This window comes from Streptomyces sp. NBC_01003 (genome assembly GCF_045162695.1).
Taxonomy (GTDB): Bacteria; Actinomycetota; Actinomycetes; order Streptomycetales; family Streptomycetaceae; genus Streptomyces.
On the sequence record NZ_CP108707.1, the window covers coordinates 9,890,183 to 9,916,257 of the forward strand.

At 67.7% G+C, this 26,075-nt stretch carries 23 protein-coding genes and 4 pseudogenes; 13 read left to right on the forward strand and 14 right to left on the reverse strand.

Translation table 11 applies throughout. The features are described 5' to 3' along the window. Nucleotides 1-36: 36 nt before the first annotated feature. From OG698_RS45520 to OG698_RS45530, 3 genes are all read left to right on the forward strand, one after another. The gene (locus OG698_RS45520; protein WP_406110141.1) at nt 37-750 is read left to right on the forward strand and encodes an SDR family NAD(P)-dependent oxidoreductase; all 714 of its coding nucleotides are present in this window, start codon (nt 37-39) and stop codon (nt 748-750) included. Nucleotides 751-803: 53 nt separating this feature from the next. After that, nucleotides 804-1,187, forward strand: a complete 384-nt coding sequence (locus OG698_RS45525; RefSeq protein ID WP_406110143.1) for a YybH family protein — start codon at nt 804-806, stop codon at nt 1,185-1,187. A gap of 80 nt (nt 1,188-1,267) precedes the next feature. After that, nucleotides 1,268-2,086, forward strand: coding sequence for a DUF2785 domain-containing protein (locus OG698_RS45530; protein WP_406110145.1), 819 nt, complete (start codon nt 1,268-1,270; stop codon nt 2,084-2,086). A gap of 67 nt (nt 2,087-2,153) precedes the next feature. On the opposite strand, the pseudogene OG698_RS45535 reads toward OG698_RS45530, so the two are convergent. From OG698_RS45535 to OG698_RS45550, 4 genes and pseudogenes are all read right to left on the reverse strand, one after another. After that, nucleotides 2,154-2,393, reverse strand: a pseudogene (locus OG698_RS45535) (transposase); the annotation flags it as partial. Then, nucleotides 2,353-2,691 (reverse strand): annotated as a pseudogene (locus OG698_RS45540) (transposase); the annotation flags it as partial. The pseudogenes OG698_RS45540 and OG698_RS45535, both read right to left, overlap by 41 nt. 130 nt (nt 2,692-2,821) lie before the next feature. Further along, nucleotides 2,822-3,490: a DUF4253 domain-containing protein gene (locus OG698_RS45545; RefSeq protein ID WP_406110147.1), complete on the reverse strand. Its 669-nt coding sequence runs from the start codon at nt 3,488-3,490 to the stop codon at nt 2,822-2,824. A gap of 201 nt (nt 3,491-3,691) precedes the next feature. Beyond that, on the reverse strand, nt 3,692-4,555 hold the full coding sequence (locus OG698_RS45550) for an aldo/keto reductase (RefSeq protein ID WP_406110149.1): 864 nt from the start codon (nt 4,553-4,555) through the stop codon (nt 3,692-3,694). Nucleotides 4,556-4,788: 233 nt separating this feature from the next. Between OG698_RS45550 and OG698_RS45555 the strand changes: the two genes are divergently transcribed. Then, nucleotides 4,789-5,187 carry a hypothetical protein gene (locus OG698_RS45555; protein WP_406110151.1) on the forward strand — a complete coding sequence of 133 codons (399 nt, stop codon included), beginning with the start codon at nt 4,789-4,791 and terminating at the stop codon, nt 5,185-5,187. Nucleotides 5,188-5,206: 19 nt separating this feature from the next. Here OG698_RS45555 and OG698_RS45560 read toward each other — a convergent pair. The 3 genes and pseudogenes from OG698_RS45560 to OG698_RS45570 all read right to left on the reverse strand — a co-directional run bounded on the left by OG698_RS45560 (nt 5,207) and on the right by OG698_RS45570 (nt 7,189). Beyond that, nucleotides 5,207-6,016 (reverse strand): annotated as a pseudogene (locus OG698_RS45560) (transposase). Between the two features lie 121 nt (nt 6,017-6,137). Beyond that, on the reverse strand, nt 6,138-6,731 hold the full coding sequence (locus OG698_RS45565) for a short chain dehydrogenase (RefSeq protein ID WP_406110153.1): 594 nt from the start codon (nt 6,729-6,731) through the stop codon (nt 6,138-6,140). 14 nt (nt 6,732-6,745) lie between these two features. Next, nucleotides 6,746-7,189: a nuclear transport factor 2 family protein gene (locus OG698_RS45570; RefSeq protein WP_406110155.1), complete on the reverse strand. Its 444-nt coding sequence runs from the start codon at nt 7,187-7,189 to the stop codon at nt 6,746-6,748. 106 nt (nt 7,190-7,295) lie between these two features. Here OG698_RS45570 and OG698_RS45575 point away from each other — a divergent pair, with 106 nt between their 5' ends. Further along, nucleotides 7,296-8,210 carry a LysR family transcriptional regulator gene (locus OG698_RS45575; protein ID WP_406110157.1) on the forward strand — a complete coding sequence of 305 codons (915 nt, stop codon included), beginning with the start codon at nt 7,296-7,298 and terminating at the stop codon, nt 8,208-8,210. Nucleotides 8,211-8,586: 376 nt separating this feature from the next. Here the strand turns inward: OG698_RS45575 and OG698_RS45580 are convergent, their stop codons facing one another. The 4 genes from OG698_RS45580 to OG698_RS45595 all read right to left on the reverse strand — a co-directional run bounded on the left by OG698_RS45580 (nt 8,587) and on the right by OG698_RS45595 (nt 12,820). Beyond that, nucleotides 8,587-9,708 carry a lipid II:glycine glycyltransferase FemX gene (locus OG698_RS45580; RefSeq protein WP_406110159.1) on the reverse strand — a complete coding sequence of 374 codons (1,122 nt, stop codon included), beginning with the start codon at nt 9,706-9,708 and terminating at the stop codon, nt 8,587-8,589. 172 nt (nt 9,709-9,880) lie between these two features. Next, on the reverse strand, nt 9,881-11,290 hold the full coding sequence (locus OG698_RS45585; RefSeq protein WP_406110161.1) for an alpha/beta hydrolase family protein: 1,410 nt from the start codon (nt 11,288-11,290) through the stop codon (nt 9,881-9,883). A gap of 405 nt (nt 11,291-11,695) precedes the next feature. After that, on the reverse strand, nt 11,696-11,842 hold the full coding sequence (locus OG698_RS45590) for a hypothetical protein (RefSeq protein ID WP_406110163.1): 147 nt from the start codon (nt 11,840-11,842) through the stop codon (nt 11,696-11,698). 105 nt (nt 11,843-11,947) lie between these two features. After that, a complete protein-coding gene (locus tag OG698_RS45595; protein ID WP_406110165.1) occupies nt 11,948-12,820 on the reverse strand; it encodes an alpha/beta fold hydrolase in 873 nt (290 codons plus the stop codon). 731 nt (nt 12,821-13,551) lie between these two features. On the opposite strand from OG698_RS45595, the gene OG698_RS45600 reads away from it, so the two are divergent. Then, complete coding sequence (locus OG698_RS45600) at nt 13,552-14,289, forward strand: hypothetical protein (protein ID WP_406110167.1); 738 nt, start codon at nt 13,552-13,554, stop codon at nt 14,287-14,289. A gap of 477 nt (nt 14,290-14,766) precedes the next feature. Here the strand turns inward: OG698_RS45600 and OG698_RS45605 are convergent, their stop codons facing one another. After that, on the reverse strand, nt 14,767-16,203 hold the full coding sequence (locus tag OG698_RS45605) for an IS1380 family transposase (RefSeq protein WP_406110760.1): 1,437 nt from the start codon (nt 16,201-16,203) through the stop codon (nt 14,767-14,769). A gap of 149 nt (nt 16,204-16,352) precedes the next feature. On the opposite strand from OG698_RS45605, the pseudogene OG698_RS45610 reads away from it, so the two are divergent. Continuing rightward, nucleotides 16,353-17,193: pseudogene (locus OG698_RS45610) on the forward strand (IS5 family transposase); the annotation flags it as partial. A gap of 64 nt (nt 17,194-17,257) precedes the next feature. Further along, nucleotides 17,258-18,244 carry an oxidoreductase gene (locus OG698_RS45615; protein ID WP_406110169.1) on the forward strand — a complete coding sequence of 329 codons (987 nt, stop codon included), beginning with the start codon at nt 17,258-17,260 and terminating at the stop codon, nt 18,242-18,244. Between the two features lie 210 nt (nt 18,245-18,454). Here OG698_RS45615 and OG698_RS45620 read toward each other — a convergent pair whose 3' ends face one another. Beyond that, nucleotides 18,455-19,114: an MSMEG_1061 family FMN-dependent PPOX-type flavoprotein gene (locus OG698_RS45620; protein WP_406110171.1), complete on the reverse strand. Its 660-nt coding sequence runs from the start codon at nt 19,112-19,114 to the stop codon at nt 18,455-18,457. Between the two features lie 522 nt (nt 19,115-19,636). Between OG698_RS45620 and OG698_RS45625 the strand changes: the two genes are divergently transcribed. From OG698_RS45625 to OG698_RS45645, 5 genes are all read left to right on the forward strand, one after another. Continuing rightward, nucleotides 19,637-20,614, forward strand: coding sequence for a teichoic acid biosynthesis protein C (locus tag OG698_RS45625; protein ID WP_406110173.1), 978 nt, complete (start codon nt 19,637-19,639; stop codon nt 20,612-20,614). A gap of 530 nt (nt 20,615-21,144) precedes the next feature. Next, nucleotides 21,145-21,309: an NUDIX domain-containing protein gene (locus OG698_RS45630; RefSeq protein WP_406110175.1), complete on the forward strand. Its 165-nt coding sequence runs from the start codon at nt 21,145-21,147 to the stop codon at nt 21,307-21,309. Nucleotides 21,310-21,453: 144 nt separating this feature from the next. Next, on the forward strand, nt 21,454-22,068 hold the full coding sequence (locus tag OG698_RS45635; RefSeq protein WP_406110177.1) for a DUF6000 family protein: 615 nt from the start codon (nt 21,454-21,456) through the stop codon (nt 22,066-22,068). Nucleotides 22,069-22,292: 224 nt separating this feature from the next. Then, nucleotides 22,293-22,715 (forward strand): hypothetical protein, encoded by a 423-nt coding sequence (locus OG698_RS45640; protein ID WP_406110179.1) that lies wholly within the window; start codon nt 22,293-22,295, stop codon nt 22,713-22,715. Nucleotides 22,716-23,018: 303 nt separating this feature from the next. After that, complete coding sequence (locus tag OG698_RS45645) at nt 23,019-23,831, forward strand: class I SAM-dependent methyltransferase (RefSeq protein ID WP_406111649.1); 813 nt, start codon at nt 23,019-23,021, stop codon at nt 23,829-23,831. Between the two features lie 329 nt (nt 23,832-24,160). On the opposite strand, the gene OG698_RS45650 is transcribed toward OG698_RS45645, so the two are convergent. Beyond that, nucleotides 24,161-24,991 (reverse strand): transporter substrate-binding domain-containing protein, encoded by an 831-nt coding sequence (locus OG698_RS45650; RefSeq protein WP_406110181.1) that lies wholly within the window; start codon nt 24,989-24,991, stop codon nt 24,161-24,163. Nucleotides 24,992-26,075 lie beyond the last annotated feature (1,084 nt).

Sequence of the window (26,075 nt, forward strand, 5' to 3'; positions counted from 1 at the left end):
CGGGGGCACCTCAGCCACTACTCGGAGAAGGTCGTCATGAGCTCTCAGAACCAGAAGGTCGCGATTGTCACCGGAGCCTCACAGGGCATCGGAGCCGGCCTCGTCGAGGCCTACCGCAAGCTGGGCTACGCCGTCGTCGCCACCTCACGCACCATCGCGCCCGCCGACGACGCGGACATCCTCACCGTCCAGGGCGACATCGCCGACCCGGCCACCGCCGAACGCGTGGTCGCCGCCGCAGTGGAGCGGTTCGGCCGGATCGACACCCTGGTCAACAATGCGGGCGTCTTCCTCTCCAAGCCTTTCACCGACCACACGGCCGACGACTACGCGACCGTCACCGGAGTGAACCTGGCCGGGTTCTTCCGGATCTCCCAGCTGGCCGTTCCGCACATGCTGGCCCAGGGCGGCGGACACATCGTCAACGTCACCACCAGCCTGGTCGACAACGCGGACTCCCGCGTCCCCTCCGTCCTGGCCTCGCTGACCAAGGGCGGCCTGCAGTCCGCCACGAAGTCCCTCGCCATCGAGTACGCCACCCGCGGCATCCGCGTCAACGCCGTGTCACCGGGCACCATCCGGACCCCGATGCACCCGGAGGAGACTCACCAGGGCCTCGCCGCCCTGCACCCGGTCGGCCGGATGGGCGAGGTGGGCGACATCGTCAACGCCGTGGTCTTCCTCGAGACGGCTCCCTTCGTCACCGGCGAGATCCTGCACGTCGACGGCGGTATGAGCGCCGGACACTGATCCTCGGCTCCGTCCGACACCCCGGCTCCGCTCCATTCGACGGGAGAAACCCGATGAGCACTACGACGAACACCACGACGGACGACGCGGCGATCCTGCGCGGCGTCCTCGCCCCCTGGAAGGCGGCGGTCGACGCGCACGACCCGCAGCAGGTCGCCTCCCTCTACACCGAGGACGCGATCTTCCAGGGCCTACACCCTTACACCGTCGGGCACCGGGGCATCGCCGAGTACTACGACTCCCAACCCCTGGGCATGACTGCCGAGTACCGGATTCTCGAAACCCGGCGGTTGGCGGACGACCTGGTACTCGGTTACCTGGACGTCGAGTTCTCGTTCACCGACCGGACCCCGGTTGCCGTCAAGCTCGCGATTGTGGTGCGCCGGGTGGCGGACGGCTGGTCCATCGTCCACTACCAGGTGTCCCGGTTGGACTAAGACGTTGTTTCAGATGGCGAGTCTGCGATAGCGGACGAGTCCGCTGTTGGTCTCCGCCAGCAGTGTGAAAGCCTGACCTGATGAGTGCTGATTTCGTCGACTGGCCGTCGATCGCGGCCGACGGCTTCCCCTTCCCCGAGGCCGTACCGGCATCTCAGCTCGCCGACGAGCTGTCGGCCATGCTGATCTCGCCCGACCCTGAGATCCGTGACGACTACGCCTACACCGCCGCCGCCCGCTGGATCAGGGAAGGACATCTCGACGAAGTCCTCGAGGCGCTCGGCGACACCGCCACCAGCCGATTCATCCACCCTGAGGTACAGGCCCGGACCTTCGCGCCGCTGATCCTCTGCTCCGTTGTGACGCGCGGACACACTGTCCCCGGCCTTGTGCCGAAGGAGGCTGTGGAACGCTGGTATGCCGAATTCTCGGCTTGGTATCCGGTAGAGCAGGACACTCGCGGCTGGGACGACTCCCTGGGCTGGCTGCACGCCGTCGCACACGGGGCTGACGCCACTGCCGCGTTCGCAAAGGCCCTGCCCGACCGGCGCACTGAACTACTTGAACTCTGTGCCCGCAGGATGACGGCTGCGCAGACCGACTACCGATACGCGCAGTTGGAAGACGCGAGGCTTGCCCGTGCGCTCATGCGTATCCTCCAGGCCCCTGGCCTGAAGCTCGAGCAGGCCACCGGCTGGCTGACCGCGGTGGCGGAGGTCCTGGACGGAGGGGGCCCCGGGCCCGTCCCGATCTGGGCGTTCAACACCTTTGCCACCCTCCAGTCCCTCCACCTGCACCTGGCTCGAGGCCTCGCCGACGAAGGCGTCCCGCCGCATGCCGAGGTGGTTGCCGCCCAGGCCGCCGATCTCCTTCGCCTGCCCTGCTACTGGCTCGCCTGACGCGGCGGCTCCGGCATCGGCGCAGGCCGTTCCCCTGCTGCGCGTGGCCTTCGACGTGGTTGCACTTGGTCGGTCGGCGGTAGCCGATGAGAGCAGCGGCTATGCCGACGAAGGCGAGGAAGTGCTCGGGCTTGCGTTCGTAGCGGCGGTGCAGGCGGCGGCAGCCTGCCAGCCAGGACACGGTCCTCTCGACGACCCAGCGGTGGCGACCAAGCCACTTTGATGACTCGATTCCCTTGCGGGCTATGCGGTGTCGGATGCCACGTTTACGAAGCCATTTCCGCAGGTGGTCGTGGTCGTAGCCCTGTCAGTCTGCCGCGGGACCGGCCGATGGCATGGTCGTCCGGCTCGCCAGCCGGGGCCCTTTTTCGGGCCCCGGCCGCGTGTTGGTGTGCGCGCACGATGGTGGAGTCCACCGAGACGGCCCGGTTGAGGTCATTCTCGGCGTCGGCCTGCGCGATCAGCGCAGTGAACATCCGCTCCCAAGTGCCGTCGATGGCCCACATCCGCAGCCGGTTGTAGACGCTCCGCCAGTTGCCGAACTTCTCCGGCAAGTGGACCCACTGTGATCCGGTCTGGAACTTCCAGGCGATCGCGTCGATTACTTCACGGTGATCCCTTCATCCGCCCCCACGCCTCGGCCTGCGATCCGGGAGTAGCGGCTCGATCCGCGCCCATTGCGCATCAGTCAACGGCACATCCGACCCAACGAGGAAGGCAGCCCGGCCGTCATGTCTAGTCCCACCAGAACGACCAGGAAGTCCGCCCCACGAGGTCCGTCGCGTACTCGGGGAACGGCGTGGGCGGGTCATCGACGATGTTGTCCGCGGTCGACAGCACATGCTCCAAAGCGAGCCGGCTCGCGTGCTCTGCTTCAACGAGAGGTCTCGCGACCGAAACGTGCAGCTCGCTGCCGAACACCGCCACGACCTGGGCACCGAAGCGGTCCTCCCAGCTCCGAAGGAGTGCACACAGCAGAGGCAGTGGCGCCTCCGCGGACCAGCCGATCAACGCCAGAGCGTCACTGCTGCGATGGGCAGGGACGAGAACGAGGCAGCACTCGTCCAGCCCGAACTCGCGCGTCTCGATGAGCCCGGCCAACAGGCTTGACGCAGCCTCTTCGGGCGTCGGGCCCGCGGACGTAACCGGCATCGCCGGTGTCAGGCCCGGCCACTGTTCGAAGGGCGGCCCGGGGGCGTGTGGCCACGGCTCGACTCCCTCAGGTACCGGGGCCGGAGTCGGGTCCGTCCAGAAGGGCAGCCTCCTGCGGCGGTACTCGATGAAGTCCGCAGCCAGCACCTCCTCCAGGCGGACGGCGTCGACGTGGTCCGGGCTGAGCGGTCTTCCCATGGCGGCGGGCCAGCACAGGAGCGGAACCAGGCCGCGTGCTCGTTGCTCGCTCATCAGGCTGGGCCACAGCTCTTCGATGTCTTGAGGGAATTCGTCAGAGACCCACACGGGTACGGGATCACGAGACAGGAACCGGCCGGGAGGCAGACCATCGGGCAGGATAAACATGATCGCACCGTAGACCGCAGGACCGACATCGCAGCCACCTACGGCTCCACACGGCACCTCCGCTCTCAGTGATCCAAACGAAACTGCCTAGGCCGCTGCGTCACCGATCGCCTGCACCTCTTCCTCGTCGAGGCGCAGTGACGCGGCCGCGACGTTCTGTTCGAGGTGGGCAATCGAAGTCGTGCCCGGGATGGGGAGCAGGACGGGCGAGCGCGCGAGCAGCCACGAGAGTGCGACCTGTCCTGGGGTCGCGCCGTGGCGCTCAGCCACCGCTGCGACCGGTCCACCAGGCTCTGCGAGCTTTCCCCTTTCCAGCGGGCGATAGGGTATGAAGCCGATCCCGTGCGCCTCGCATTCGTCGAGCAGGTCCGCCCTGCTCGTGTCCGCGAGGTTGAACGGACTCTGGACGGTCGCGATCTCGACGATGGACCGCGCGACAGCCAGTTGCTCCACTGTGGCGTTGCAGAGGCCGACGTGGAGCACCTTGCCTTCCTGCTGCAGCTCCCTCAGCGCTCCCACCGACTCTTCGAACGGAACATCGGGATCGGGCCAGTGCAGTTGATAGAGGCCGATACGGTCGACCTTGAGTCGACGCAGTGAGCCCTCGCAGGCCGCTCGGAGCTGCTCCGGCCGACCCGCATGCGCCCACCCGAGGAGCTCGCCGTCCTCCGACCAGCCGCTCGGCCCTGTCCGCTGCCAACCGCCCTTGGTCGCGATCAGCAACCCTTCGTAGGGGTAGAGCGCCTCGGCGATCAGTTCCTCCGAGACGTTGGGGCCGTAGGTGCCTGCGGTGTCGATGAGCTGAACGCCCAGCGCCGCCGTCCGGCGGAGCAGTGCCACTGCGGCCGCGGGGTCGGCGGGCGGCCCCCAAGTTCCCTTGCCCGTGATCCGCATTGCTCCGAAGCCGAGGCGGTGGACCACGCTGGTCCCACCGAGAGCGAAGGTCGTCATGCCTTCAGACGTTAGCGATGGAGCGCCTCTGCAACGAGCGCAGCGCGCGTCCTCACTCCACCTCGCAGGCATCTTCATCTGGTCAGCCCGATGATCCAAACGAAACGACCTAGTGCTCTGACCGGGAAGGTTCGCCGGGTTCGCGGGCGGGTGGATGGCAAGTGACGACTTCCGACGACCGTGATCCGCCCCATACGATCTTGAGTCCAGACCATGGATGTCGGAGGGCGACGATGGAAGAGCCGCGGATACGCCTCGGCAACGATGATGTGTGGCTGGAACTGGCTCGGAACGGTGGGGACAGCTGGCAGATCACCGCAGACTGGTCCTCCTGGCTGACAGCTGACTTCACCGCGGATCTCAGCGCTGCGGAGGCTGTGGACTTCGCAGCGCGGATGCTCTCTCACCTGCGCGCGCCGTCGGGTGAACGCTTTTCGGCTGCGGTGACTCCCGGTCGGAACAATCCGCTGACGTTGAAGGCGGTGCCGGTCGGGGACGGTTTCGCCCTTTTCGTGCGCCTGACTCCCAACGGCGGTGACGACGTGTGCCATTTGCAGATGGAGATCGATCCGATCGCCACGTTGGAGCTTCGTGAGACCTTCAGTGCGCTGCACGCGGCGCTGGTGGTCTGACCCCCCCGGAGCGTTTTGGTCAGGCTGCCGTCGTGAGCGGGCGTCCGCCCCAACGCATGCCCTTCTCGCTGCGTATGCGGGCGCGTTCCTTGCGTACGGAGGCCAGGACGTCGCGGTGGCGTTGCGCCAGCGCAGGTAGGCGTGCAGGGCCCGGGTCCGCCTCGGGTGGTTGGAGTCGGCGATGGGCGGTGGTAGGTGGCCGGGAACCGGTCGGGATGTTTCCGTTCGGCCCAGCCTGAGCCCGCGGTGGGCCGGATTCCGAGCGGTCCGAACTCATCGAAGGCGAACACCCAGTCGGGGAAGCGGTCCAGGACCTCCTCGATCCGGATCAGCTTCGCCTCACGGTCCGGGTCGGGGGAATCCTTCCATGTCTTGGTGCGCTGGAAGGTGACACCGCGGCGGGCGAACAGGCCGCGTAGCGCCTCACGGCCGATGCGGATCACCTGGCCGTGGACTTTCCGCAGGTAAGCGACGAGCCTGCGCAGTGACCAGCAGGTGAATGGCTGGCCGATTCTGGTGGGGCGGACGGTGGCCGTCGCGATGACGAAGTCCTCGTCGTCAGGGCTGAGTTGGCGGGGACGGCCTCCCGCCCACCGAGGGTCCAGGCAGGCCAGGCCGATCTCGTTGAACCGGTGGATCACATCTCGGACGGTGTACTCGTCGGCCTGCACCAGCTGGGTGATCACCGGCACGCGGTTGCCGGCGGCCGAGGCCAGCAGCATCATCGCGCGCCGATAGGACACCGAACTCGTGCGGCCCGGCGCACGATCTGCTGCAGCCGCTGCCCCTCTTGGTCGGTCAGTCTGCGCACACGGACAGGCTCGGCCACCGCGCCTCCAGCGGTCGGATCGGACGTCACTGCACATCCAACCGCCACGACGGCCAAACCCGGCGAACCCATGCGGTCAGAGCGCTAGCGGCGTCCCGCTGGTTTGTCGGCGCTCCGGCATTCAGCGGGGGAGAGGGGTCAAGGTCTGTCCCTGCATCTTCCCTGTGACAACTTCGATGTAGGTGTGGGCGACGTCGCTCAACGGCGTGCCTTCACCGTTGTCCATACCGAGCCTTTCGAGCGTCTCCTTCACCCACCCTGGGCTGACGACGTTCACCCTTACCCCGCGGGGCATTTCGATGGCTGCCGCCCGGACGAACGCCTCCAGTCCGGCATTGACCAGAGCGCCGAACGAACTGCCTGGCGTGGGCTCTTGGAAGGTGCCGCTGGTGAGTGTGATGGACCCACCGTCCCGCACGTGGTCCAGGGCCCGGCGTACCAGCCTCACCTGTCCCAGCAGCTTGCCTTTCAGACCGAGGGTGAACTCGTCGTCGGAAGGGAAGGTGAGTGGGGTCAGCTGACCGCTGGCCGCGCAGCAGATGACCGCGTCCACCTTGCCGACGGTGTCGAAAAGGGCGTCGATGGAGGCTGGAGTTTCGAGGTCGACCCGTGTGCTGCCGTTGCGCGAAGCCCGTATCACCTCATGCTCGGTCTCCAGCGCGTCTGCGACCGCACGGCCGATGGTGCCGGTTGCTCCGATCACAATGATGTTCATGCTGTTTCCTTCTGTCATCGGGCGAGGCGGGCTGGAAGGGGTGCCAGCGGGACGTTGGCCCAGACATAGTTGTCCATCTGGTGCTGGTCGCCGCTGAGGTTGATCACTCGATCGACCTGGCCGTCGGCGTCGAAGTGCCATACCAGTGCCCATATCGTGTCGACCTGGCCCACGCCCTGAGTCGTCCAGCCTCGGTGGATGTCGACGACGTACTCGCCGTTGCTGCCGAGAAACACGGGTTCGGCCTGGAAGCCCGCCTTGCCGAGCTGGTCGAGGAAGCTGACCACTTCGTCGAGTCCGTGCTTGGTGCCCGACAGAGGGTGGTGGCCCGGGACGGTCCACTCCATGTCCGGAGCCAGGACCTTGCTCATCGCTTTGACGTCATTGGCGGCGTAGGCGGAGAAGAAGTGGTTGATGGCCTCGACCTTGGGGTCGGACACGGCTTCACTCGTCGTCATCTGGATGCTCCCCGGCGGGTTCGGTACCGGGCTGTCCCGGTCGCGTGATCAACGATCTCGCCGGGCCGCTGTAGTCGTCCAATACCTGCTTCCATAACCTCGCGGCATGGATATCGACACCCGTCAGTTGAGGTACTTCGCCGCGGTGGTCGAGGAAGGCAACCTCACGCGGGCTGCCGAGCGTCTGTACATCTCGCAGCCCGCGCTGACGAAGCAGATCCGGCAGCTGGAAGCCCAGTTGGGAGTGGACCTGTTCGTCCGTTCCCGCGCCGGGATGGCCCCCACCGAGGCTGGTGAGGCTCTGGCCGCCCACGCCGGCGCCGTGCTCACCGCTTGGGAGCGTGCGCTGCGCGTCACCCGCGGCGCCACGACCCGGGCCGCACGCACGCTACGGGTCGGCTTCGTCGCCAGCGCCGCCAATGAGCGCACCCAGCTGATCATCGCCGACTTCGCCCGGCGGCGCCCCGGCTGGCGGGTCCAGATGCGGCAGACCGAATGGACCGACCCCACCGCCGGGTTGGCCACCGGCCAGGTCGACGTGGCCTTGCTGCGCCTGCCAGTGCCCGCGCAGAGCGACTTCGACGTCGAGGTGCTGCTGACCGAGCCACGCTGGATCGCCCTGCCTGAGGGGCATCGCCTCGCAGGGGAGGACCGGATCCGGTTCCAGGATCTGTACGACGAACCGTTCGTGGCGACCCCCGCCGAGTCAGGGGAGTGGCGCGACTACTGGCTCGCGGCCGACGAGCGCGAGGGCCACCCTGTGCGTATCGGCGCGGTCGCGCACCACCCCGATGAATGGCTCAACGCGATCGCCCACGGCCAGGGCATCAGCCTCACCCCAGAGGCGACAGCCCGCTACTACCAGCGCCCGGACGTCGTCTACCGGCCCGTGACGGGCGTCAGTCCCAGCCAGATCGGTGTCGCCCGCCCGCACACCCAACTGGTGGACGACGCCGTCGACGCCTTCATCCTTAGCTGCCGTGCCGTATGCAGCGACACTGCCTCGCAGGCACCGGGCTGACCATGGACAGATGACCACGACCAAGCCGACATCACGCATCGGGCAGCTCGCCCTGGACCTGCTGCTGACCTGGATCCGGATACGGTTTTCGGCAGGGTGAACGGGAGCTGGGGCGACGGGAACGGGAGCCGCGTTGCTCCATCCGTGATGGGGATGGACGCGCCACAGGTCCGTGATCGGCAATGAGATCGGGAGCCACTTCTATCGGGTGACTTCCAACCCGGTGCCGATATGTCGCGAGGTGTCTGAGTTCGGTGGTGGCGGGATGCCGGTAGCTTGGCGGTCCCGGGTCCTCTCGGGCTGTGTCCCTGACAGGCACGGCGCTGGAGGGCCCGGCTCCGTTCCCAGGGCCGTGAAGATCTGCGGTCTGTCGAGCTCAGCGGCGGGACATGTAGAGGTCGAGGGCCTTGTGGAGGAGCTTGTTGAGGGGGAAGTCCCACTCTCCGATGTATTCCACGGCCTGACCGCCGGTGCCGACCTTGAACCGGAGCAGGCCCAGCAGGTGGTTGTTCTCCTCCAGGGTGTCGGTGATGCCGCGGAAGTCATAGACGCTCGCGCCGAGGTCGTGGGCGTCGGACATCATCCGCCACTGGATGGCGTTGTTGGGCTGGACTTCGCGCTTGCGGTTGGTGGAGGCGCCGTAGGAGTACCAGACGTGCTCACCGACAGTCAGCATTGTGGCTGCCGCGAGTACTTCGCCCTCGTGGTGGGCGAGGTAGAGGCGCATGCGGTGGGGGTCCTCGGCTGTCAGCGCGGTCCACATGCGCTGGAAGTAGGCCAGCGGGCGTGGGATGAACCGGTCGCGTTCGGCGGTCTCGACGTAGATCTCGTAGAAGGCGGGCAGATCGTCGTAGCCGCCGAGGACGACCTTGACTCCTGCCTTCTCGGCCTTCTTGATGTTGCGGCGCCACTGCTGGTTGAGGCTGCGCTGGATCTCCTCCAGGGACCGGCCGGCGAAGGGAACTTGGAATACATAGCGCGGCTGGCCGGCGGCGAAGCCGTCCTCGCTGCCGGGCTCGGTCTGCTGCCAGCCCATCAGCCGGAGCCTGTCAGCGACGTCGAACGCTCGCGGCTCGTGCATGGTGGCCCGCGCATCGCGCAGTCGTCTGGCCTGCGGGTCGGCGATCGCGGCCTTGACCGCCTCCGCGCTCCAACGGCGGGCAACGACCGGCGGACCCATCTTCACCGAGAACACGCCCTGGGCCTTCAGATAGGCGAGCATCGGCTCCAGCCACCGCTCAAGATCCGGCGCGTCCCAGTCGATGACCGGCCCCTCGGGCAGATAGGCGAGGTACCGCTTGAGCTTCGGCAACGGCCGGAACAGCACCAGCCCCACGCCGACGAGACGGTCACTGTCGTCGAACCAGCCCAGACTCTCCGCCCGCCAGTCCGGCTTCACATCCCCCCAGGAAGGAACCTGCATGTGACTCGCCGAGGGCCTGGCGGTGACGAAGGCCAGGTGCTCCTCGCGAGTGATCGGCTTCAGGCGGAAACTCATGTGCAGTGCTCCTCTGGTCGACCGTGCCAGCCTACTGAGGAGCCGGATTGTGGCTCGGTCTTCTCCCATGAAGAGACCGGGCTACACAGTCATCCAGGCCCCGATTTCAGTGACTCGTCGTCTGCTTGTATCTCGCGGATCACCCGTTCGGCGAGCGGCTGGAACCTGGCTATCAGCGTCCCGGCAGCGTCTCCTGCAGCCAGTCGAAGACGACGTCGCAGTGCTGCTGCGGTGCCATCGGGGAACAGTGCAACTGCGCGCCGGTGGCCGCGGTGAACTTCACGTAGTCCTTGGGGGACGTCAGCTTGTCGAACATGGTCCGCGGCTGCCCGGGATAGAACTGCTCGTACTCGTAGTCAAGGACCAGGGTGGGCATCGTGATGCGGCCTACCACGCTCGTGATGGCCAGTGACTCGATGCTTTTGGCGGGGGTGTAGAAGTCCGTGAAGACCTTGCCCTCGCGGGCAGCGAGCATCGCCGGGATGGAGGAGGGCTCGAAGCGCTTCTTCATCGTCGCGGCGGCGGCCGCAGGCAGCTCAGGGACGACCTCTTTGTTCCAGATATTGTTGGTCTGCTCCTTGTTCGGGGTGAGGATCTCCCGAATCTCCGGCGGGAAGCCCAACCAGGGTTTCAAGCATCCAGGCATCGCCACCAGGGCGGCGACGCGCTTCTCGAAGGCCGCGGCCCGGGGGGCCAGGTTGCCCGCCATACTCAGCCCAGTCAGGGCGATCCTGCCGGCGTCCACGTCGGAACGGGCGACCAGCCAGTCGACGAGCGGCGTGACCACCGTCTCCCAACGCGGTGTGAAAACCACCCGGTTCACAAAGAGTAATTGCCCCTGGCCCGGCCCGTCGTATACGAGGGCATTCCAGTCACGCTCCAGGGCGGCCGAGACGCCATAGGCCCACATGTCGACGTTCTGTCCATCGCTGCCGTTCGTGAGGATCACGGTGGGGCGCTGTTTGCCGGAGTTGTCAGGGCGGAACAACCACACCGGCAGGGGGGTCTTCCCGTAGGGGATGCTCGCCGTCACCGGTGCTGGGTCGCACAGTTCACAGAACTTGTCCCAGGCACCGCGCCCGGCCCTGTACAGCTCTTCCTCGCTCTCGGGGGCGTCGGAGCCGAGGACGAAGAACAGAGCCTGGGCGTAGTACTGCGCCGCCCGCAGTGCGCGCAGGCGCCTGGTCTGCCGGTCGGGCTTGCTGCCGTCGGGCGCCCTCATCAGCTGGTCGCCGAGCTTCTTGAAGGTCTCGACGTACGTCTGCGAGGAGAGGCCGGCTTTGTTGATCGTGTTCACGGCGGTGAGTACCTCGCCCACCTCGCTGCCGCCGAATCCGGCCCCGCCGAGGGCCCAGAGGGCACTGAAGTTGAACGCCGGGTCCCGGAAGAGCGTCATCACCCCAGGCGTGGCACCCGCCGACGAGCCAGTGGCCGACGCCGTGGGCCTGGGTGCGACCCCTTGTGAGGAGGTTCCGTTCGAGGAGGTGCAACCGGTAGCCAGTGCGACCCCGGTCCCACCGACGAGCCCGGCGAGTGCGGTACGCCGGCTCAGGTGGGATGCGTCCTGCGATTCGTGCGTCATGCCAGCTGACCGTAAGGCCCGCGCCACCCGCGCCGCCCGCACTTGCCGGCACGACACAGCTCGTTCCCCCAGCTGGAACATCCGGTCAGCGACCCCGTGCCGCAATCCGGGCGGCCACCGCGGAAAGAGGCACGGCGGCGGCCCAGCTGTAGATCGCAGCTGTGGGCGAGACTCGCGCAATCCCCACCGAGAGCAGATACACGACGGCCTGAGCGGGAAGTGGGACGCGGCGCCAGGGCGCGCCGGCGGAGCGGCTGGTGTGCAGGTCCATCGTATGAAGCACCAGTGCGGCCGTACCGATGACGGCCCCGTACAAACCAGGACCGCGAACTGGTCGCCGTAGTCCTCAAGAACCTTGGTGGGAAAAGGAATCGACGACACCAGTAGCAGGAATGCCACGTTGAGTCAGAACAGGTACGAGTCGATCGGCCCCGCGTTCCGCAGTGCCGCGTGGTGGGCGCGCCAGAAAAGCGCGATCACCACCGCACTCAGCAGGAAGGTGCCCCCGCCTGGGACTGAACTCGCGTCCTCAGACGCGTTGTTACTGGTCATCAGTGCATCCTCCATGATCAGGAGTTACACCGTTCTTCTTGCAGTCCCGTCGTCTCAGTCGGATCGCGAGCCGTGGTTCGGGCAGCCCTCCGGCCCGGCTGCGCATCAGAGTCTGGTGGTGTGGTCCAGGATCGCGGCGGCGAGCGGCGTGTGCACCTCACGTGGGAGTGCGTGCCCCATGCCGGGGATCTCGATGATGCGTGCGCCTTGAATCGCCTGGGCGAGGTGGTGGGGATGCGGCGGCGGGTAGACCGGTTCTGCAGGAGCAGAGATGACGAGGGTGGGGACTGCGGTCTGGGCGAGTTGCTCGGTGCGATTCAGGTTGGACGCGTCGGCGCGGGCATGCGCGGTGCTGGTGGCGTAGTGCCCGGTGTGCTCAATGATCTTCAGCTCCAAGGCGCGGGCGTATTCGGCGTCGAAGGGAAGCTGATTGCCACCCAGGATCAGCGAGTGCTCGACCCGCCGTTCCAACTCCGCTTCCAGGCCGAGGTCCGCCACGGGGCGGGACCACATGTCAAGCAGGCGAGGAGCGATACCGGGGAGTTCCTCGGGCGGGATCCGGGTTCCGTCCGGCTGGACGTAGTGGGCGGTGCTGAGCGCGCTCGTGCCGAGCAGCGTCGCGCTGAGCAACCGGTCGGGATGGTCGGCGATGAGGAGTTGGGCGAGCATGCCGCCCAGTGACATGCCCACTATGTGGGCGCGTTCGACGTCGAGGCCGTCCAGCACCGTGAGGGCGTCTTCCGCAAGTTGGCTGAGGGGATAGGGCCTCTGGTCGAACGCCCAAGTGGAGCGACCGGTGTCGCGGTGGTCGTAGCGGATCACGCGATGGCGGGAGCTGAGTGTGTCCACCAGTTCGTCCGGCCAGCCCAGGCCGGGTGCTTGCGCTCCCATGATCAGCAGTAGCGGAGACGCGCCGGTGCCACCCCGGTCCTCTATCCAGAGGCGTACACCGGGTGCTGCGTCGATGAAGCGTTCCATGGTGTTCCTCCAGGGCAAGACTCGGATAAGACGAGACGTATCGTATCGCGTTGGGGGCGGTGCGGCGATCAGTGCGCGAGACTACGAGCGCCCGCAGGGACGACTCGGGTGCGTGGGGTGGCTGGCAGGGCCCTCGGGCCCGGGCGGGCGGGAGGCGTCAGGCGATGGAGTCCGCTGTGTCCCCGGCGCGTCGGGGAGAGACGCGCAGCGACCGCAGGACAGGCCGACGACACGTACCGTCGCACCCGCCAGAGCGCCCCGATGTCACCGCAGGACGGCGAACGCCGTGGCGGTGACGCCGCGTTGCGGCTCACGCTTGTCGGCGGCGCGGTGCGGTTGTGCTGCGTCATGTACATCTGACCGGGAAGAGGGCCTGCAGACCTTGACGAGTGGGTCCATCGCTCCGCGGGCGCCTTCTGCGTCGCCCCCCGACAAAGAATCGGCCCCGCCGCACCGCACCGCACGAGCCGATGGTCTTCGACAACCGCGAGCTGCACCAGAGGCCCTGTCTTCATGCGCGCCCGGACCCAACATCACCCGATCGAGCCGCCACACTCGACCCCACGATCACCATGGTCGGTACGACCGTGCCTTCTTCAGGCCGGCGAAGACAACCGCGGTCATCACGGCCAGGGCTGCGGTGTGTGTGAGAGGGAGACGAAGTCCCTCTCAATCGCGGCGGTGACCTTCCGATCAGCTTGCTGACGCCAGCACATTGTAGGATCCGCAGGGTGGCAGAACTGATCAAGACCAGTGCGATCCCGCCTGACGATTGCTCAAGCCAGCCCACCCGCGACCAGGTCATTGGCCGGATCGCCGATCACCTTGCGGCCCAGGACCCCGGGCATCCGCTTCGGGTCGCGGTGGACGGTATCACCGCTGCAGGGAAGACAACCCTGGCCCGTGCACTGGCATCTGCGGTCGCCGGTCGCGGCCGACCCGCGATTCACCTGTCCATGGACGGGTTCCACCACCCGCGCGCCCACCGCCACCGGCAGGGCCGCGACTCAGCACTCGGCTACTACCAGGACGCCTACGACTTTCCCGCGTTCGCACGGACAGTACTCACACCTCTGGGCCCAGGCGGCGACCGCCGATACCGCGGTCGCATCATCGACCTGGCCAGCGACCGGCAGATCGACGAACCCCCAGTCACCGCGCCGGCCGACGCGGTGCTGATCGTGGACGGCAGCTTCCTCCAGCGCAGCGAACTGGCCCACCTGTGGGATGAGGTCGTGTTCGCCGACACCAGCTTCCTCGTCGCCCGCCGACGCGGCACTACGCGGGACGCCGCGCTCTTCGGCGGACTTGAACAGGCCGAGAATGCCTTCGACAACCGCTACCACGCAGCCTGTCGGCACTACCTGGCCGAAACCGACCCGGCCACGCGAGCAAGCATCGTCATCGGCAACGACGACGTCGACCACCCTGAACTACGCCGTATCGGTGCCCTCCGACGGCCCCAGTAGCCGGCCGTCCACCCAACTGATCCTCGAACCGATGTCCCCCCCCGTGATCGGAAAGACAACGGCTTCTGAGCACTCCAGTTGGCACCATCCGCCAATTCGATTGCTCAGCCGGCGACCCCGAGTGGGCCTCACGGGCCGATTCGAGGATGACCGTGCGTTCAGGCTCCGCCCTCGCCTCAGCGTGTGGTCGATCGCGGCTTATGATCGCCCAACCGAACAGGGGGCGGACATGGTCTGGTTGGCGTGGACTACCAGCGGTATGGCGTAGGCCTCCATCGCGTGTATCGCGTGCGTCTGCCACTCCTCTTCGCCTGGGTATGAGTTAGCCTCGCCGTTTCGGTTGGGCTGAGGCGGCGTCGCTGATCGCCAACTGTTGGGTGGCCGACGTAATTTCGGTGCTTGGGCAGGTCGGAGTCCCGACGCGTTGGTCGGATTCTCCGGGTTCTTTCGGGTCGTGGGCGGACGGGGGTTTGCCAGTCAGCTGGCGGGTCGGGGCAGTGCGGCGAGGCGGTGGAAGGCCGTGGTCAGTTCGTGTCTCCAGGGCCAGGTCGCCGATATTCGCAGGTGGAGGCGGCGGCCGCCGCGGGTGAGGCGGGCGGCGACGTGCAGGAGCCGGTAGCGGAGTTTCTTCGGCTCGGCGGTGGCCAGCTCCCCGTCCAGGAGGAGGACACGGGTCCAGGCGAGCAGGTCGATCGCGGCGAGGCTGAGTTCGAGCCAGACGGCGTTGACGCCGAAGTCTCGGGAGGGGAAGCGGCCGAATCCGGTGGTCTTGCCGCACCGGATGTGGTCCTCGACAGTGGCATGTCCGCGGTGGCGGACCTCCAGGAACTGGGCGGAACCGTCACCGGAGTACGGAGTGTCGGTGAGGAACACCTGATGCCGTAGGCCCTCGTCCTGGTCGAACAGGGACAGCTGTGCTCCGGGGTGGGGCCGCTCACGGCGCACGATGATGCGGGTGCCGGCTGGGTAGCCGTCCAGATCGACCATGCCGGTCAGCTCGGCGACTTCGGCGCCATCACGCAGAGTCCCGTCCTGGTCCAGGGCGGGATGCCAGAGACGCTCGGGCATGGCCCGGACAGCGCGGCGGACCGGCTCGGTGATGGCGTATCCGACCGAGAAGAAGGTACGGATTCCTCGTTTCCGCACGTGGCGGACGTGGGCGAGGAAGGCTTTCGCGGATCCGGCACTGTCGGTGCGGACGAGGATGTCGGTGCCGTGCCGGTGCCCGTCGGGGATTTGCGCGAGTGCCTGGTCGAACACCGTGATGTGGTCGCTCGCGGTGTTGGCACCGGCATTTCCAGGACGCAGTCGGCCCGACAGTGCCTCGCCGGTGTTGGCCAGGAAGCACAGCAGCGGGTGGAAGCCGAAGCCGCCTTTATAGGTGGGTGCGGCCTGCTCCTTCTCGGAGTGGCAGGTGATCAGCGTGGCGTCGAGGTCCAGGACCAGCCCGGGCAGAATGCGTCCCGCGGCCCGGACTGCGGGTATGCCCTCGCCTTGCTCGGCGGCCTGCATCCAGGCGACTTCCCGAGCTTGGGCACGCGCCGAGCGCAGAGAAGCCAGTGTCCTCTCGTCGGTGTCGGCGAGCATTCGCCAGGCCGTCGGTGTCGAGGCGACCGAACCGAACACCCCTGCCTGGTCCCGCAGTACGGCCAGGTCCGCGATGGCCTCACCGCCGTCGGCGAGCATCACCGCCAGGTCGGTGGCGATCCGGCCGGGATCATGCCCAGTCCCGCGCGGCCGAAGCGGCCTGAGCGCGGTGGAGTACGAGGCGGTGAGCCCGGTGGCATCAGCGAGATCAGCCAGTAACCGTGCCCCGGCATGACCGACCACCCCCGAACCATCTGCACTGACCTGGATCTTGGGACGCAACCCGATAGCCTGCACGTAGAAAGTGCCCTCCGCCTGGACCGACAGAACCCCTCAGCAAGGTTCATCGTCCCAGGTCAGGAAGGCACTTTCGCGTTTCCGCCCCAACAGCCGCCGTCCCCAAACGAAACGGCGAGGTTAGGCACTGTTTCTCGGATCTCCTTACGTGAGCGGGGTGTTGGGGGCAGGCTGGCTGTATGGGCCGTGGAGATCTGACGAATGCGGAGTGGGATCGACTGGAGTCGTTCTTACCGGTTGGTGGGACGCGTGGGGGCCGGTGGAGTGATCACCGTCGGGTGATCAACGGGGTGTTGTACCGGGTGCGGACGGGGTGCAGTGGCGGGATCTGCCGGAGCGGTTCGGGCCTTGGGAGACGGTCTACAAACGGCATCGCCGCTGGTCGGCGGATGGAACGTGGCAGATGCTGCTGTCGAAGCTCCAGGCTGCCGAAGATGCCAGGGGCGGGATCGACTGGGACGTGTCGGTGGACTCAACAGCGGTGCGGGCTCACCAGCATGCCGCCGGCGCCAGGAAAGACTCGCCCACCACACCGCCTCAAAAGGGGGCAGTCCAGGGGGCGAACCGGGCCGATCCAGTGCTCCGGAAACTCATCGTCCGGCTGGAGGAGGTGGTCAGATCGGCGAATGCCTGGGACGTTCCCGCGGCGGCTTCACGACCAAAATCCACCTCGCAGCCGACGGGCGATGCCGGCCCCTCGCCCTCGTCCTGACACCCGGCCACTACGGTGACGGCCCGCAGTTCGAGCACATCCTGCAGCAGATCTCCGTGCCACGCGCCGGAGTTGGTCGACCTCGCACCCGGCCCGACAGTGTGTTGGCCGACAAGGCCTACACGTCCCGCAAGAATCGCCGCTATCTGCGGCGACGCGGAATTCGGCACACCATCCCCGAGCGCCACGACCAGCAAAGACACCGACACAATCGTGGCTCCCGAGGCGGCCGTCCCACCGGGTTCGACAGCGAGCACTACAAGAAGCGCAACACTGTCGAACGCGCCATCAACCGGCTCAAGGGCTTCGCTGACCATCTGCTGTCAGCGAATCCGCCTGGCCGGGCGGTGATCCCGGTGCTTGTGTGTCGCTATGGAGATCCTGGTTCTGGGCGGAACGGCATGGGTGGCTCGGGAGCTGTCGCGGCAGGCGATCGAACGCGGCCATCGGGTGACCTGCCTCGCGCGTGGCGAGAGCGGAGAAGTCGCGGACGGAGCGACACTGGTCGCCGCCGACCGGCGCGATCCGTCGGCGTACGAGCCTCTGGTCGACCGGGTGTGGGACGCGGTCGTCGAGGTGTCATGGCAGCCGGGCTTCGTTCGTGGAGCGCTCGACGTGCTGGGCGACAAGGCCGGGCACTGGGTGTATGTCTCGTCCGGCAACGCCTACGCCTCCCACGCCACGCCGGGGGCAGACGAGTCCGCGGCCCTGCTCGCCCCGACCGACCGGAGCGAGGTCGACCGCGAGTTGTACGGCGAGGCGAAGGTCGCCTGCGAGCAGGCGTCGACGGCCGCAGTGGGCGACCGACTCCTCATCGCACGAGCCGGGCTCATCGGCGGCCCGGGCGATCACAGCGGGCGTTCCGGCTACTGGGTCGCCCGCGCCGCACGCGATCCGGATGGGCCGATGCTGGTCCCCGACACACCGGCCGTGTCCACCCAGGTGGTCGACGTGCGGGACCTCACCTCCTGGCTGCTCGACTCCGCGGAGACGGGAACCACCGGCACATACAACGCTGTCGGCCCGGTCGTTCCGTTCGAAGAGTGGATCGAGGTGTCCCGCGCCGCCGGCGGGCACACCGGTCCGGTGGTCACCGCCGAATCGGCGTGGCTGCTCGCCAACGGCGTGGCCCAGTACATGGGGTCCGAATCGCTGGCGATGTGGCTGGTTGAGCCGGGCTGGGAAGGGTGGTCGGCCCGGGACGGGTCCTCGGCGCGCGCCGAGGGGCTGCGTCACCGGCCCCTGGCGGAGATGCTGGCCGACACACTGCGCTGGGAACGCGAGCAGGGGCTGGACCGGGCAAGGCGCGCAGGCCTCAGCGCGCAGCGCGAGCGCGAGTTGCTCGACGCACTCGGCTGACGGCGCTGGACCGGTCTCGCACACCCGAGCGTCCCTACAGGCACCTTCCGTGCTCTGTGACGGATCGCGCTCTGACTTCTCTGCCTTCTCCATAGGCGGAGCAAAAGAAGGACCCGCCCCGAGCCTCCGTTCACGGGCTGACCCGCGATTGATCTTGGCGCGTGCCGGCCTGGGGTTCGGCCAGCTGGTGTTCACTCGCACATCGGCCCGTTACTCGTACCGGTACTTCAGCGAGTCCGCCTCCGCCTGCTCGATGTCGGCGATCGTCAGCTCCGGCATCCGCAGCTGGGCCAGCGTCACCTCGGCCGAGGTCGGCTGGGCGTCCGCCGGCAGCCACTGCTCCGGCTTCCAGGCCCCGCTGCGCAGGAGCGCCTTGGGGCAGTGTGGGTAGACCTCCTCAATCCCCAGCACCAGCGCACTGGCCGGTGGCTTGCCCACGGCGGTCAGCTGCGACAGCAGTTCCGGGCGGGTGGAGACGACAGCCCGGCCATTCACCCGCAGGGTGGTGGTCCGCCCGGGGATGACGAACAGTAGCCCGGCCCGTCCGGTGGCGATGACGTTCTGCAGGGTGTCCAGACGCTTGTTGCCGGTCGCGTCCGGTATCGCCACCGTCCGTGCGTCCAGGACGGCGACGAACCCGGCGGGGCCGCCGCGCGGGGAAACGTCGCAGTTGCCCTCGGCGTCCGCGCTGGCGACCAGGACCAGCGATGAGCAGCCGATCAACCGCCGGGTGTGCTCGGTGAGTTCGGTCATCTGCTTGCGCACGGCCGCGTCGCTGGGGAGTTCGTACGCCCGGCGCAACGCCTCCTGGTCGGGCACGGCGTCGAGGCGGAGCGAGTCGAAGGCACTGCCGGCAAGGGGTGTCGTCATGCCTCCGACCCTAACGAGCCGACCTGCGACTGATCTTGGTCGGTGGGGGCGGGGACATAGAGACGGCCAAGCAAGTTGTCCGGTGTGTGACGATCAAACAGGCCCGCGCGGCCATGTCCCATCCTGCCTTCTGCGGGCTGTCGCGCCAACATATAGGCGAGTTGGCCGCGGAACTCGCCCCGCGCTGGGTGGCGCGCTGCGAGTCCGGGCGTCACGGGCGACGTGAGGGCGACCGTCGGCGGGAGGCGGGAGGCGGGAGGCGGGAGGCGGGAGGCGGGAGGCGGGAGGCGGGAGGCGGGGGCCGGGCCGAAGTACGAACTGGTCTTCATCGACCGGCTCCTGGCAGCCCGAAGGCGTGCTGCGCTGCACCCGGCCCGCCGGGCACTACGGCGGGCACCGGCATCTTCGCGGTGGGCCACCGGGTCATCGGACACTCAACTGCCCACCGGGACCCGGCACGTCACCACCTGCGGCGGATAGCATCACATGCCCCTGTCCTCCACTCCTGCCTCTGGAGCCCCCATGAGCCGCACCCCTGGCTTCCCTCTCTCGCGCCGCGGACTCATACGCACCGGTGCCGGCGCCTCGCTCGCCGCGCTCGGTCTCGGCGCCGGCGCGCAGACCGCTTCCGCCGCGGTGGCCACCACCAAGCGGTTCGATCTCACGCAGCCGTCGTACGACCTGTTCCGGTCCAAGGACTTGCACGGTCCGCGGGTCCAGCAGAGCTTCGCCTTCGACTGGGTGAACAAGTTCCTGTTCGTGGCAACCAAGCGGGATGGAAGCGCCGAGTCCGCCGGTGACCTGTGCATCAACAAGATGGACTTCGACGGGAACTACATCTCGTACATGCACCTCAACGGCTTCGGCCACGGCGTCGCCTTCGCCGCACTGCCGGATGGTTCCGGCACCGAGCTGTGGATCGAGTGCGCCACGAACACCAGCGGGTACGGCACCGCGCTCGCCCCCATCCGCTACACCGCCAACACCACCCTGGGCTCGCCGGCCGCCTCGGCCGCCTTCCGGCCGATCTCCGGAGCCGGCGAGTACACGTGTTCCGTCGACCCGGTCTACCAGCGCATGATCGTGCGCTACCACACCAGCGCCGGCAAGCGCATCGCCGTGTACCCTCTCTCGGCCTTCGAGACGCGCAGCTTCGGCTCGCCGCTCGTCGACTTCAAGCAGCCGACCATCTCCGGCACTTCACAGGGCTACACCCTCTACGGCTCGTACATGTACTTCCTGACGGGTGACGCATACCCCGGCGACGGCACCCCCACCGGCGACGGCAACACCTACGTCACCAGCATCGACATCAACACGGGCACCGTGAAGCAGGGCCCCGTCCTCACCAAGGCCGGCTCCACCCTCCACCACCGCGAGCCCGAGGGCCTGGCTATCTACCGCACCGACGCCGGCGAGGCCCGCCTCTTCATCGGCTTCGCTACTGGCCTGGAGGGCGACCGCCGCTCCAGCATCTTCTACAAGAAGGATCTGGTCTGAGCCATGCCCCCGGCACCCGGCTGTCAGCCCCCGGGCGCCGGGCACCAACCTCCGGATCTTCAGGCCGGCAGCCCCGCGGCCTCGTGGCAGAGCTGGGTGGGCCGGTCATTCCCTGCGGCCGACACGCTGTAGCCCGACGGTCAGTTGGTCCAGTACGGCGTCCGGATGCAGGTGTGGACCTTTGCTGCTACACGGCCAGAGCCCATGATGTAGGCGCCTTCACAAGGCAGTTCAAGCGAAGGAGTCCAGCACCGAGACCAGCGGGGTGTCACCCGCCGGGTGCACCTCGAGCGCACCTTCACGGTTGACCAGAATCCGGCACCGGGATAGGTCCGCTCGGCGATAGCCGAAGCGCTGCCAACGACCGGCCGCGGTGGGGAACTGCATCGGGCTCTGCAGGATGCCGGAATCTCCTACCGTGCCGCTGCCTCAGAATCTGAAACACCTACGCGTGATGCCGTGGGGGCGGATTGCACGAAAGTCATCGGCCGGGCCGTCTCGTGTATGCCGAAACCCAGGCGACTCGTGGGGTGCCGCTTGGCAAGATCCGCGTCGCCGCAGTCCCCTTCCGCGGGGACGAAGTCGCCCTGGTCCGCCGCACCAAGAACGGCCAGGACCAGTACACGCTGCCCGGCGGGAACGTCGAGGACGGCGAACCCGTCCCCGCCGCGCTCGCTCATGAACTGGACGAGTAACCGGCCTGGCCCTTGAGCAGTTGTCGGACAGTCCCCCCGCTCTGTGCCGAGGCGCTGAAGTAGCCGCGCCCCTCTCCGTCGCCGAGCGGCGCAACGTCAAACGGGGGTGGCTTGGTTGCGCACCAGAGAGGCAGGATCGGCCCTGTGATACGCCATGCCCACGAGGATCCCGAACTGCTGGCCTTGGTTCGCCGCTACGTCACGCCCGAGCGGCGCTACATGAAGCTCGGCGGCAGCTTGCTGCGCATGCAGAGTCCTGCGTACGACCGATTCCTGCGACAGCTGAGCGAGGACGCCGGAGTCATCACCGCGAAAGAGATCGCCACCCTCCTTGAGGGCGGGTGGCGCGAGCGGAGAACTGCGGCGTGGCTCGTGGTCGTCTCCCGCCGGACCGAGTTCCGTGAGCGCCTGGGGGAGCTCCTGCTGGCCAGCGAGGTCTGCTGTGCTGGCCTGGCCTACTGCGTGGCCCTGGCCAGTTTCGGAACGCCGCGCGACGCCGATCTGCTGGGCGCCTACCTGGATCGCTACCTTCGGCGACCCGACCTTGCATACGACCAGACTGTGGCCATGGGCGCTCTCTTGTTCATCGACCTGAATCTCAAGGGCGACCAAGCTGCCCGTTTCCTGGCCCCCGGCGCCCTGTGGCAACAGTGGCTCCAGGGTGCGTCTCACATGCAGGACACCACGGACCCCGCCTCCTACCTGAGCCTCATTCGGCGGCTTTGCGCCGTCGTTGAAGAGTGCGTCGAAGCGAGTTGACGGCAACACTCTGTGTGCAGGGCGCATGTCCGTGACTGGCTGTGCACGCGGTAGAGGGAGTCGTTCTGACGCAACTTTGGGAGTCACTGCGAGGCTCCATCGCTTGATCAATGTCATCGAGTTCGGGAGTCACTGCGGTCTTCCTCGCACGCCGGGTGTGGCCATCGCTCGCTCCCCTCCGGGTTGAGAGCAAGGGGGCTGAATCTGCATGGCAGACTCGGGCTGTGATCGACATCGACGAGTTCATGAGCGGCTGTCGGCCAGCGGTCCGGGGGCTGGTGGAGCAGTTCGGCGGCGCGGAGGCTGCGCTCGAATTCGACACTGACCCACTGAGCGCGGTCGGCGTCCTGGACGGCTACGTGCAGAGGCTGCCGCTGGACGAGTTCGAGGCGGAGGACTGGATTGCCTTGCACACAGACCTGTCCGCGTTCGTCACGGTGGTGTTGCTGGAGACGTATGGAGGCGCCTGCCGGGCACGCCTGGACGATGCACTGCCGACGGGTTGGGAGCTGGTGGTTGACGTCGTCGGCTCGGACGCCCAGCACCGTGTGATCGCGCCGATGTCTTTGGTGTACGAGTATCTGGTGACGGTCCCTCAGAGAATCCCTCGCCTGATGGAGGCCGTGGCCCACCAGGCGATTGGTTGAGCCGTTGGCCGGATGCGCGGGGTGACTCCCGTTCTCGCGTACATCGGCTGTCCGTATGAGCGTGCGACTCCCCAATCCGCGTCGAAACGACGTCGCGACTCAGGCTCTGGCCCACTTCGTGTGGTCGCGTACACGGGGTGACTGTTGATCTTCTCCTAATGGTGGTTCTAGCGGTCGCAGGCGGTCCGTGCGCGCATGACTGGCTGGCCACGCATGAACCTGTCTCCCCTCATCAGGCCCCTTGGATCGATCATCTAGGCTGGCGCGGTGACTGATGGGCAGGAGCGGGTGCAGCCGTCCGGAGTGTGGGCCACGTCGGTGGGGGTGGCCAGGGTGCGGGCGCTGGAGACCGAGCGGGAGAACGCGCTGTTCCGCGACCCACTGGCACAGGCCTTCGCCACCGCCGGCGGCCTGTGGCCCTCCTCGCCGCCGCCCGATGACGAGGCCGCGCGACGCCGTCGGCTGGCCGTGTCGTTCTCCATCGTCATCAGGACGAAGTTCCTCGACGACCTGTTGCAGGAGGCCTCCGCGTCCGGGGTCCGGCAGGTCGTGCTGCTCGGCGCCGGGATGGACAGCCGGGCCTTCCGGATGGACTGGCCCGAGGGCACCCGGCTGTTCGAGGTCGACACCGCCGCGCCACTGGACTTCAAGGCTTCGGTGCTGCGCCAGGAGCGGGCCGTCGCACGCTGCGAGCGGATCACCGTCCCGGTGGATCTGCGTGAGGACTGGCCAGGCGCGCTGGCCGCCGCAGGGCACGACCCGGCCGTGCCGACCGCTTGGATCGCCGAGGGACTACTGATCTATCTGCCCGAGGACGCGGTGGAGCTACTGCTGGCCCGGATCAGCACACAGTCGGCGGCAGGAAGTCGGATGGGGCTGACATTGGGCTCGCGCGGCGTGATCGAGCGCTTCGGCGCGGACGCCGCGCCGGGATCGGCGGCGTCCATGTGGGTCTCGGAGATGCCCGACGACCCGGTGGGCTGGCTGGTCGGGCACGGCTGGGAGGCCGACAGCCACACCCTGCGCGAGTGCGCTGCCGCCTACGGCCGCCCGATCAGCACCCCGCCGCAGCGCGAGGAGCGGCCCGGCGGACTGATCTCGGCGGTCCGCCGGTAGAGCGCCTCCCGGTCCCTAGATGATCGATTCCAAGGGGGCCTGATGAGTGGAGCCAGGTTCCTACGCGGCCAGCCAGTCATGCGCGCACTGACCGCCTACGACCACTGAAGTCCGCCCGAAAATCGCCTGGCTGGATGGTGGTGTGGTCGACACTCCTTCGCCGTGAACGACGTACTGCCGCAGTTGAACGAGTTGCTGTTTTCCTCGGTCGAGGGCGTGTTGGTGGAATCGGTCGAGGTGATCGACACGGTCGCCCGGGTCGAGGGCCCGTACGACCGCAGGGCGGGCCCTCGACCTCACGCCCACTCTCCTGTAGAGCGCGACTCGGCTCAACTCATCCATTCCGTCTCGTACTTGGCGTACGTCCCGTCGTGCGTCGCCAGATGCACGAACTGGGTCACGTACTCCTGGAAGTCGCTGTCGCCGCGCGGCGTCGCGTACGCCTTCTCGGCGAACGTGAACGGCTTGTCGGGGTGGACCGAGCACAGCTCGGGGTGGAGCTTCGCCTGGTAGAGCGTCTCGCTCGCGTCGGTCATCATCACGTCTGCCCGGCCCGCCACGATCTCGTCGAAGATCGTGGTGTTGTCCGGGTGGACCTTGATGGTGGCCTGCTTGATGTTCGCGCGGGCGAACTGCTCGTTCGTGCCGCCCGGGTTGACGACCACGGTCGTCCCGGCCTGGTCGATGTCCTTGAGCGTCTGGTACTTGTCCTTGTCCGCGCAGCGCACGATCGGCGTCTTGCCGTCCTCGCGGGTCGGCTCGCTGAAGTACACCTGGCGGGCGCGGGGAAGCGTGATCGAGACGCCGCCGACGCCGATTTCGCACTTCCCGCCCGCCAGGTCCTTCGTGAGATTCGCCCATGTGGTGTCCACGAAACGGGCCTTGGCGTCCAGGCTCTTCGCGAGGTCCTGGGCCATGTCGATGTCGATGCCGCTGTACGAACCGTCCGTGGGGTCCTTGTACGTGAACGGGCGGTAGTCGCCCGTGGTGCACACGCGCAGCACCTTGGACTTCGGCACGGCGTCCAGCAGGCTCTCCTGCTGCTTCTTCGCGGGGCGGTCCGCCGCCGACGGCGCGGCGGGCGCGGCGGCGGTCACGGCCAGCAGGCAGACCAGGGCGGACAGGGTGGCGGCACGTTGTCTGGATGCGCGGCGGCTCATCGCGACTCCTCGGCACAATGGTTGCAGGATGAAGTGATCACCCTGGCAGAAGAGTTCACGCAGGTGAAGACGGTGTCCACGGGTCGGGAAGCCTGAGCCGTGCGGGACGCGTCCTACCTGGGACGGAGAAGCATGACGCGCATGGAGGCGCCGTTCGGGCCCTGAGAGCCAGGGCCGGTGAGCGAGGTCGCCACCCGATTCGCCGCGTGGTGCAACGCTGTGCGATCCCCTCGAACCGGCCGATCTTCTTCCCGGTCTTCAACATGCACCGGCTGGTGCGGGCACTGCTCGCGTCCCCGCCAGACCAAGCAGCCGCCCCGGCCCTGCCGCGAATGCGGCCGCGTGCGACGGCATGCCGGGGGGACTGTGCTCAACCTGTCGGCAGCGTCATCCCGAACGGCCCTTCGTACGAGCGGAGAGGCCTGATCGCCGAACTCGGTGAACCCCCGGACTGGCTGCGGGACTTCGCGGCTGATCTCGCCGCCGAGTACTGGTCAGCCGTGTCTGCACCATGATCACTTCCCTGGGACGACTTCTCCTGGACGAGCAGCCCAACCACCCGCAGGCTCTACTCGAACGCTCTCGTCGTTCGGGACGCTCGATGGGCTCCCTCGCCCGCGCGCTGGAAACCTTCTTCACCGGTCACGGGATGGCTGTGGCCACCGATCAGGCCGGACGGCTCGCGGCCGGCCGCAGACAGCGCCGCATCGAGCGGGCCTCGACGCCGTCGGACGGGCCGACCCACAACGGCTCGGTCGCGCCGCGCAACCCTGCGCCGCTGCCGTCGCGACCCAAGTCGGCCGGTGTGTCGGGGAGTTCGAGGGTGCGCGCAGACGACGGCGAGCAGCGTGGGGACGCCCCACTTCGACAGGCGGGCCTTCCAGCGCGAGGACAGCGCCTCATCGCAGAGTGCCGTGCTCGGCAACCTACGAGGCCAGACGCCCGAACTCCCGAGCGCGTACGGGCAGGGTGCCCTCTACGCGGCGCACCCTGCAGTGCGCTGCACAGCTCAACGGCTGCACTCCGCGGGCCGACCGGAGTGTCCACAGTCGAGACCAGCACCACCGTCTGGCGGACAATCAAC

Bases quoted from the DNA above. Each gene is read 5' to 3' on its own strand.
- OG698_RS45525 (WP_406110143.1), top strand. From the start codon at position 804: ATGAGCACTACGACGAACACCACGACGGACGACGCGGCGATCCTGCGC.
- OG698_RS45575 (WP_406110157.1), top strand. From the start codon at position 7,296: ATGGATATCGACACCCGTCAGTTGAGGTACTTCGCCGCGGTGGTCGAG.
- OG698_RS45530 (WP_406110145.1), top strand. From the start codon at position 1,268: ATGAGTGCTGATTTCGTCGACTGGCCGTCGATCGCGGCCGACGGCTTC.
- OG698_RS45520 (WP_406110141.1), top strand. From the start codon at position 37: ATGAGCTCTCAGAACCAGAAGGTCGCGATTGTCACCGGAGCCTCACAG.
- OG698_RS45625 (WP_406110173.1), top strand. From the start codon at position 19,637: ATGAGCCGCACCCCTGGCTTCCCTCTCTCGCGCCGCGGACTCATACGC.
- OG698_RS45620 (WP_406110171.1), bottom strand. From the start codon at position 19,114: ATGACGACACCCCTTGCCGGCAGTGCCTTCGACTCGCTCCGCCTCGAC.
- OG698_RS45595 (WP_406110165.1), bottom strand. From the start codon at position 12,820: ATGGAACGCTTCATCGACGCAGCACCCGGTGTACGCCTCTGGATAGAG.
- OG698_RS45550 (WP_406110149.1), bottom strand. From the start codon at position 4,555: ATGACGACCTTCGCTCTCGGTGGGACCAGCGTGGTCCACCGCCTCGGC.
- OG698_RS45585 (WP_406110161.1), bottom strand. From the start codon at position 11,290: ATGACGCACGAATCGCAGGACGCATCCCACCTGAGCCGGCGTACCGCA.
- OG698_RS45545 (WP_406110147.1), bottom strand. From the start codon at position 3,490: ATGAGCGAGCAACGAGCACGCGGCCTGGTTCCGCTCCTGTGCTGGCCC.
- OG698_RS45580 (WP_406110159.1), bottom strand. From the start codon at position 9,708: ATGAGTTTCCGCCTGAAGCCGATCACTCGCGAGGAGCACCTGGCCTTC.
- OG698_RS45590 (WP_406110163.1), bottom strand. From the start codon at position 11,842: ATGACCAGTAACAACGCGTCTGAGGACGCGAGTTCAGTCCCAGGCGGG.
- OG698_RS45555 (WP_406110151.1), top strand. From the start codon at position 4,789: ATGGAAGAGCCGCGGATACGCCTCGGCAACGATGATGTGTGGCTGGAA.
- OG698_RS45570 (WP_406110155.1), bottom strand. From the start codon at position 7,189: ATGACGACGAGTGAAGCCGTGTCCGACCCCAAGGTCGAGGCCATCAAC.
- OG698_RS45650 (WP_406110181.1), bottom strand. From the start codon at position 24,991: ATGAGCCGCCGCGCATCCAGACAACGTGCCGCCACCCTGTCCGCCCTG.
- OG698_RS45565 (WP_406110153.1), bottom strand. From the start codon at position 6,731: ATGAACATCATTGTGATCGGAGCAACCGGCACCATCGGCCGTGCGGTC.
- OG698_RS45615 (WP_406110169.1), top strand. From the start codon at position 17,258: ATGGAGATCCTGGTTCTGGGCGGAACGGCATGGGTGGCTCGGGAGCTG.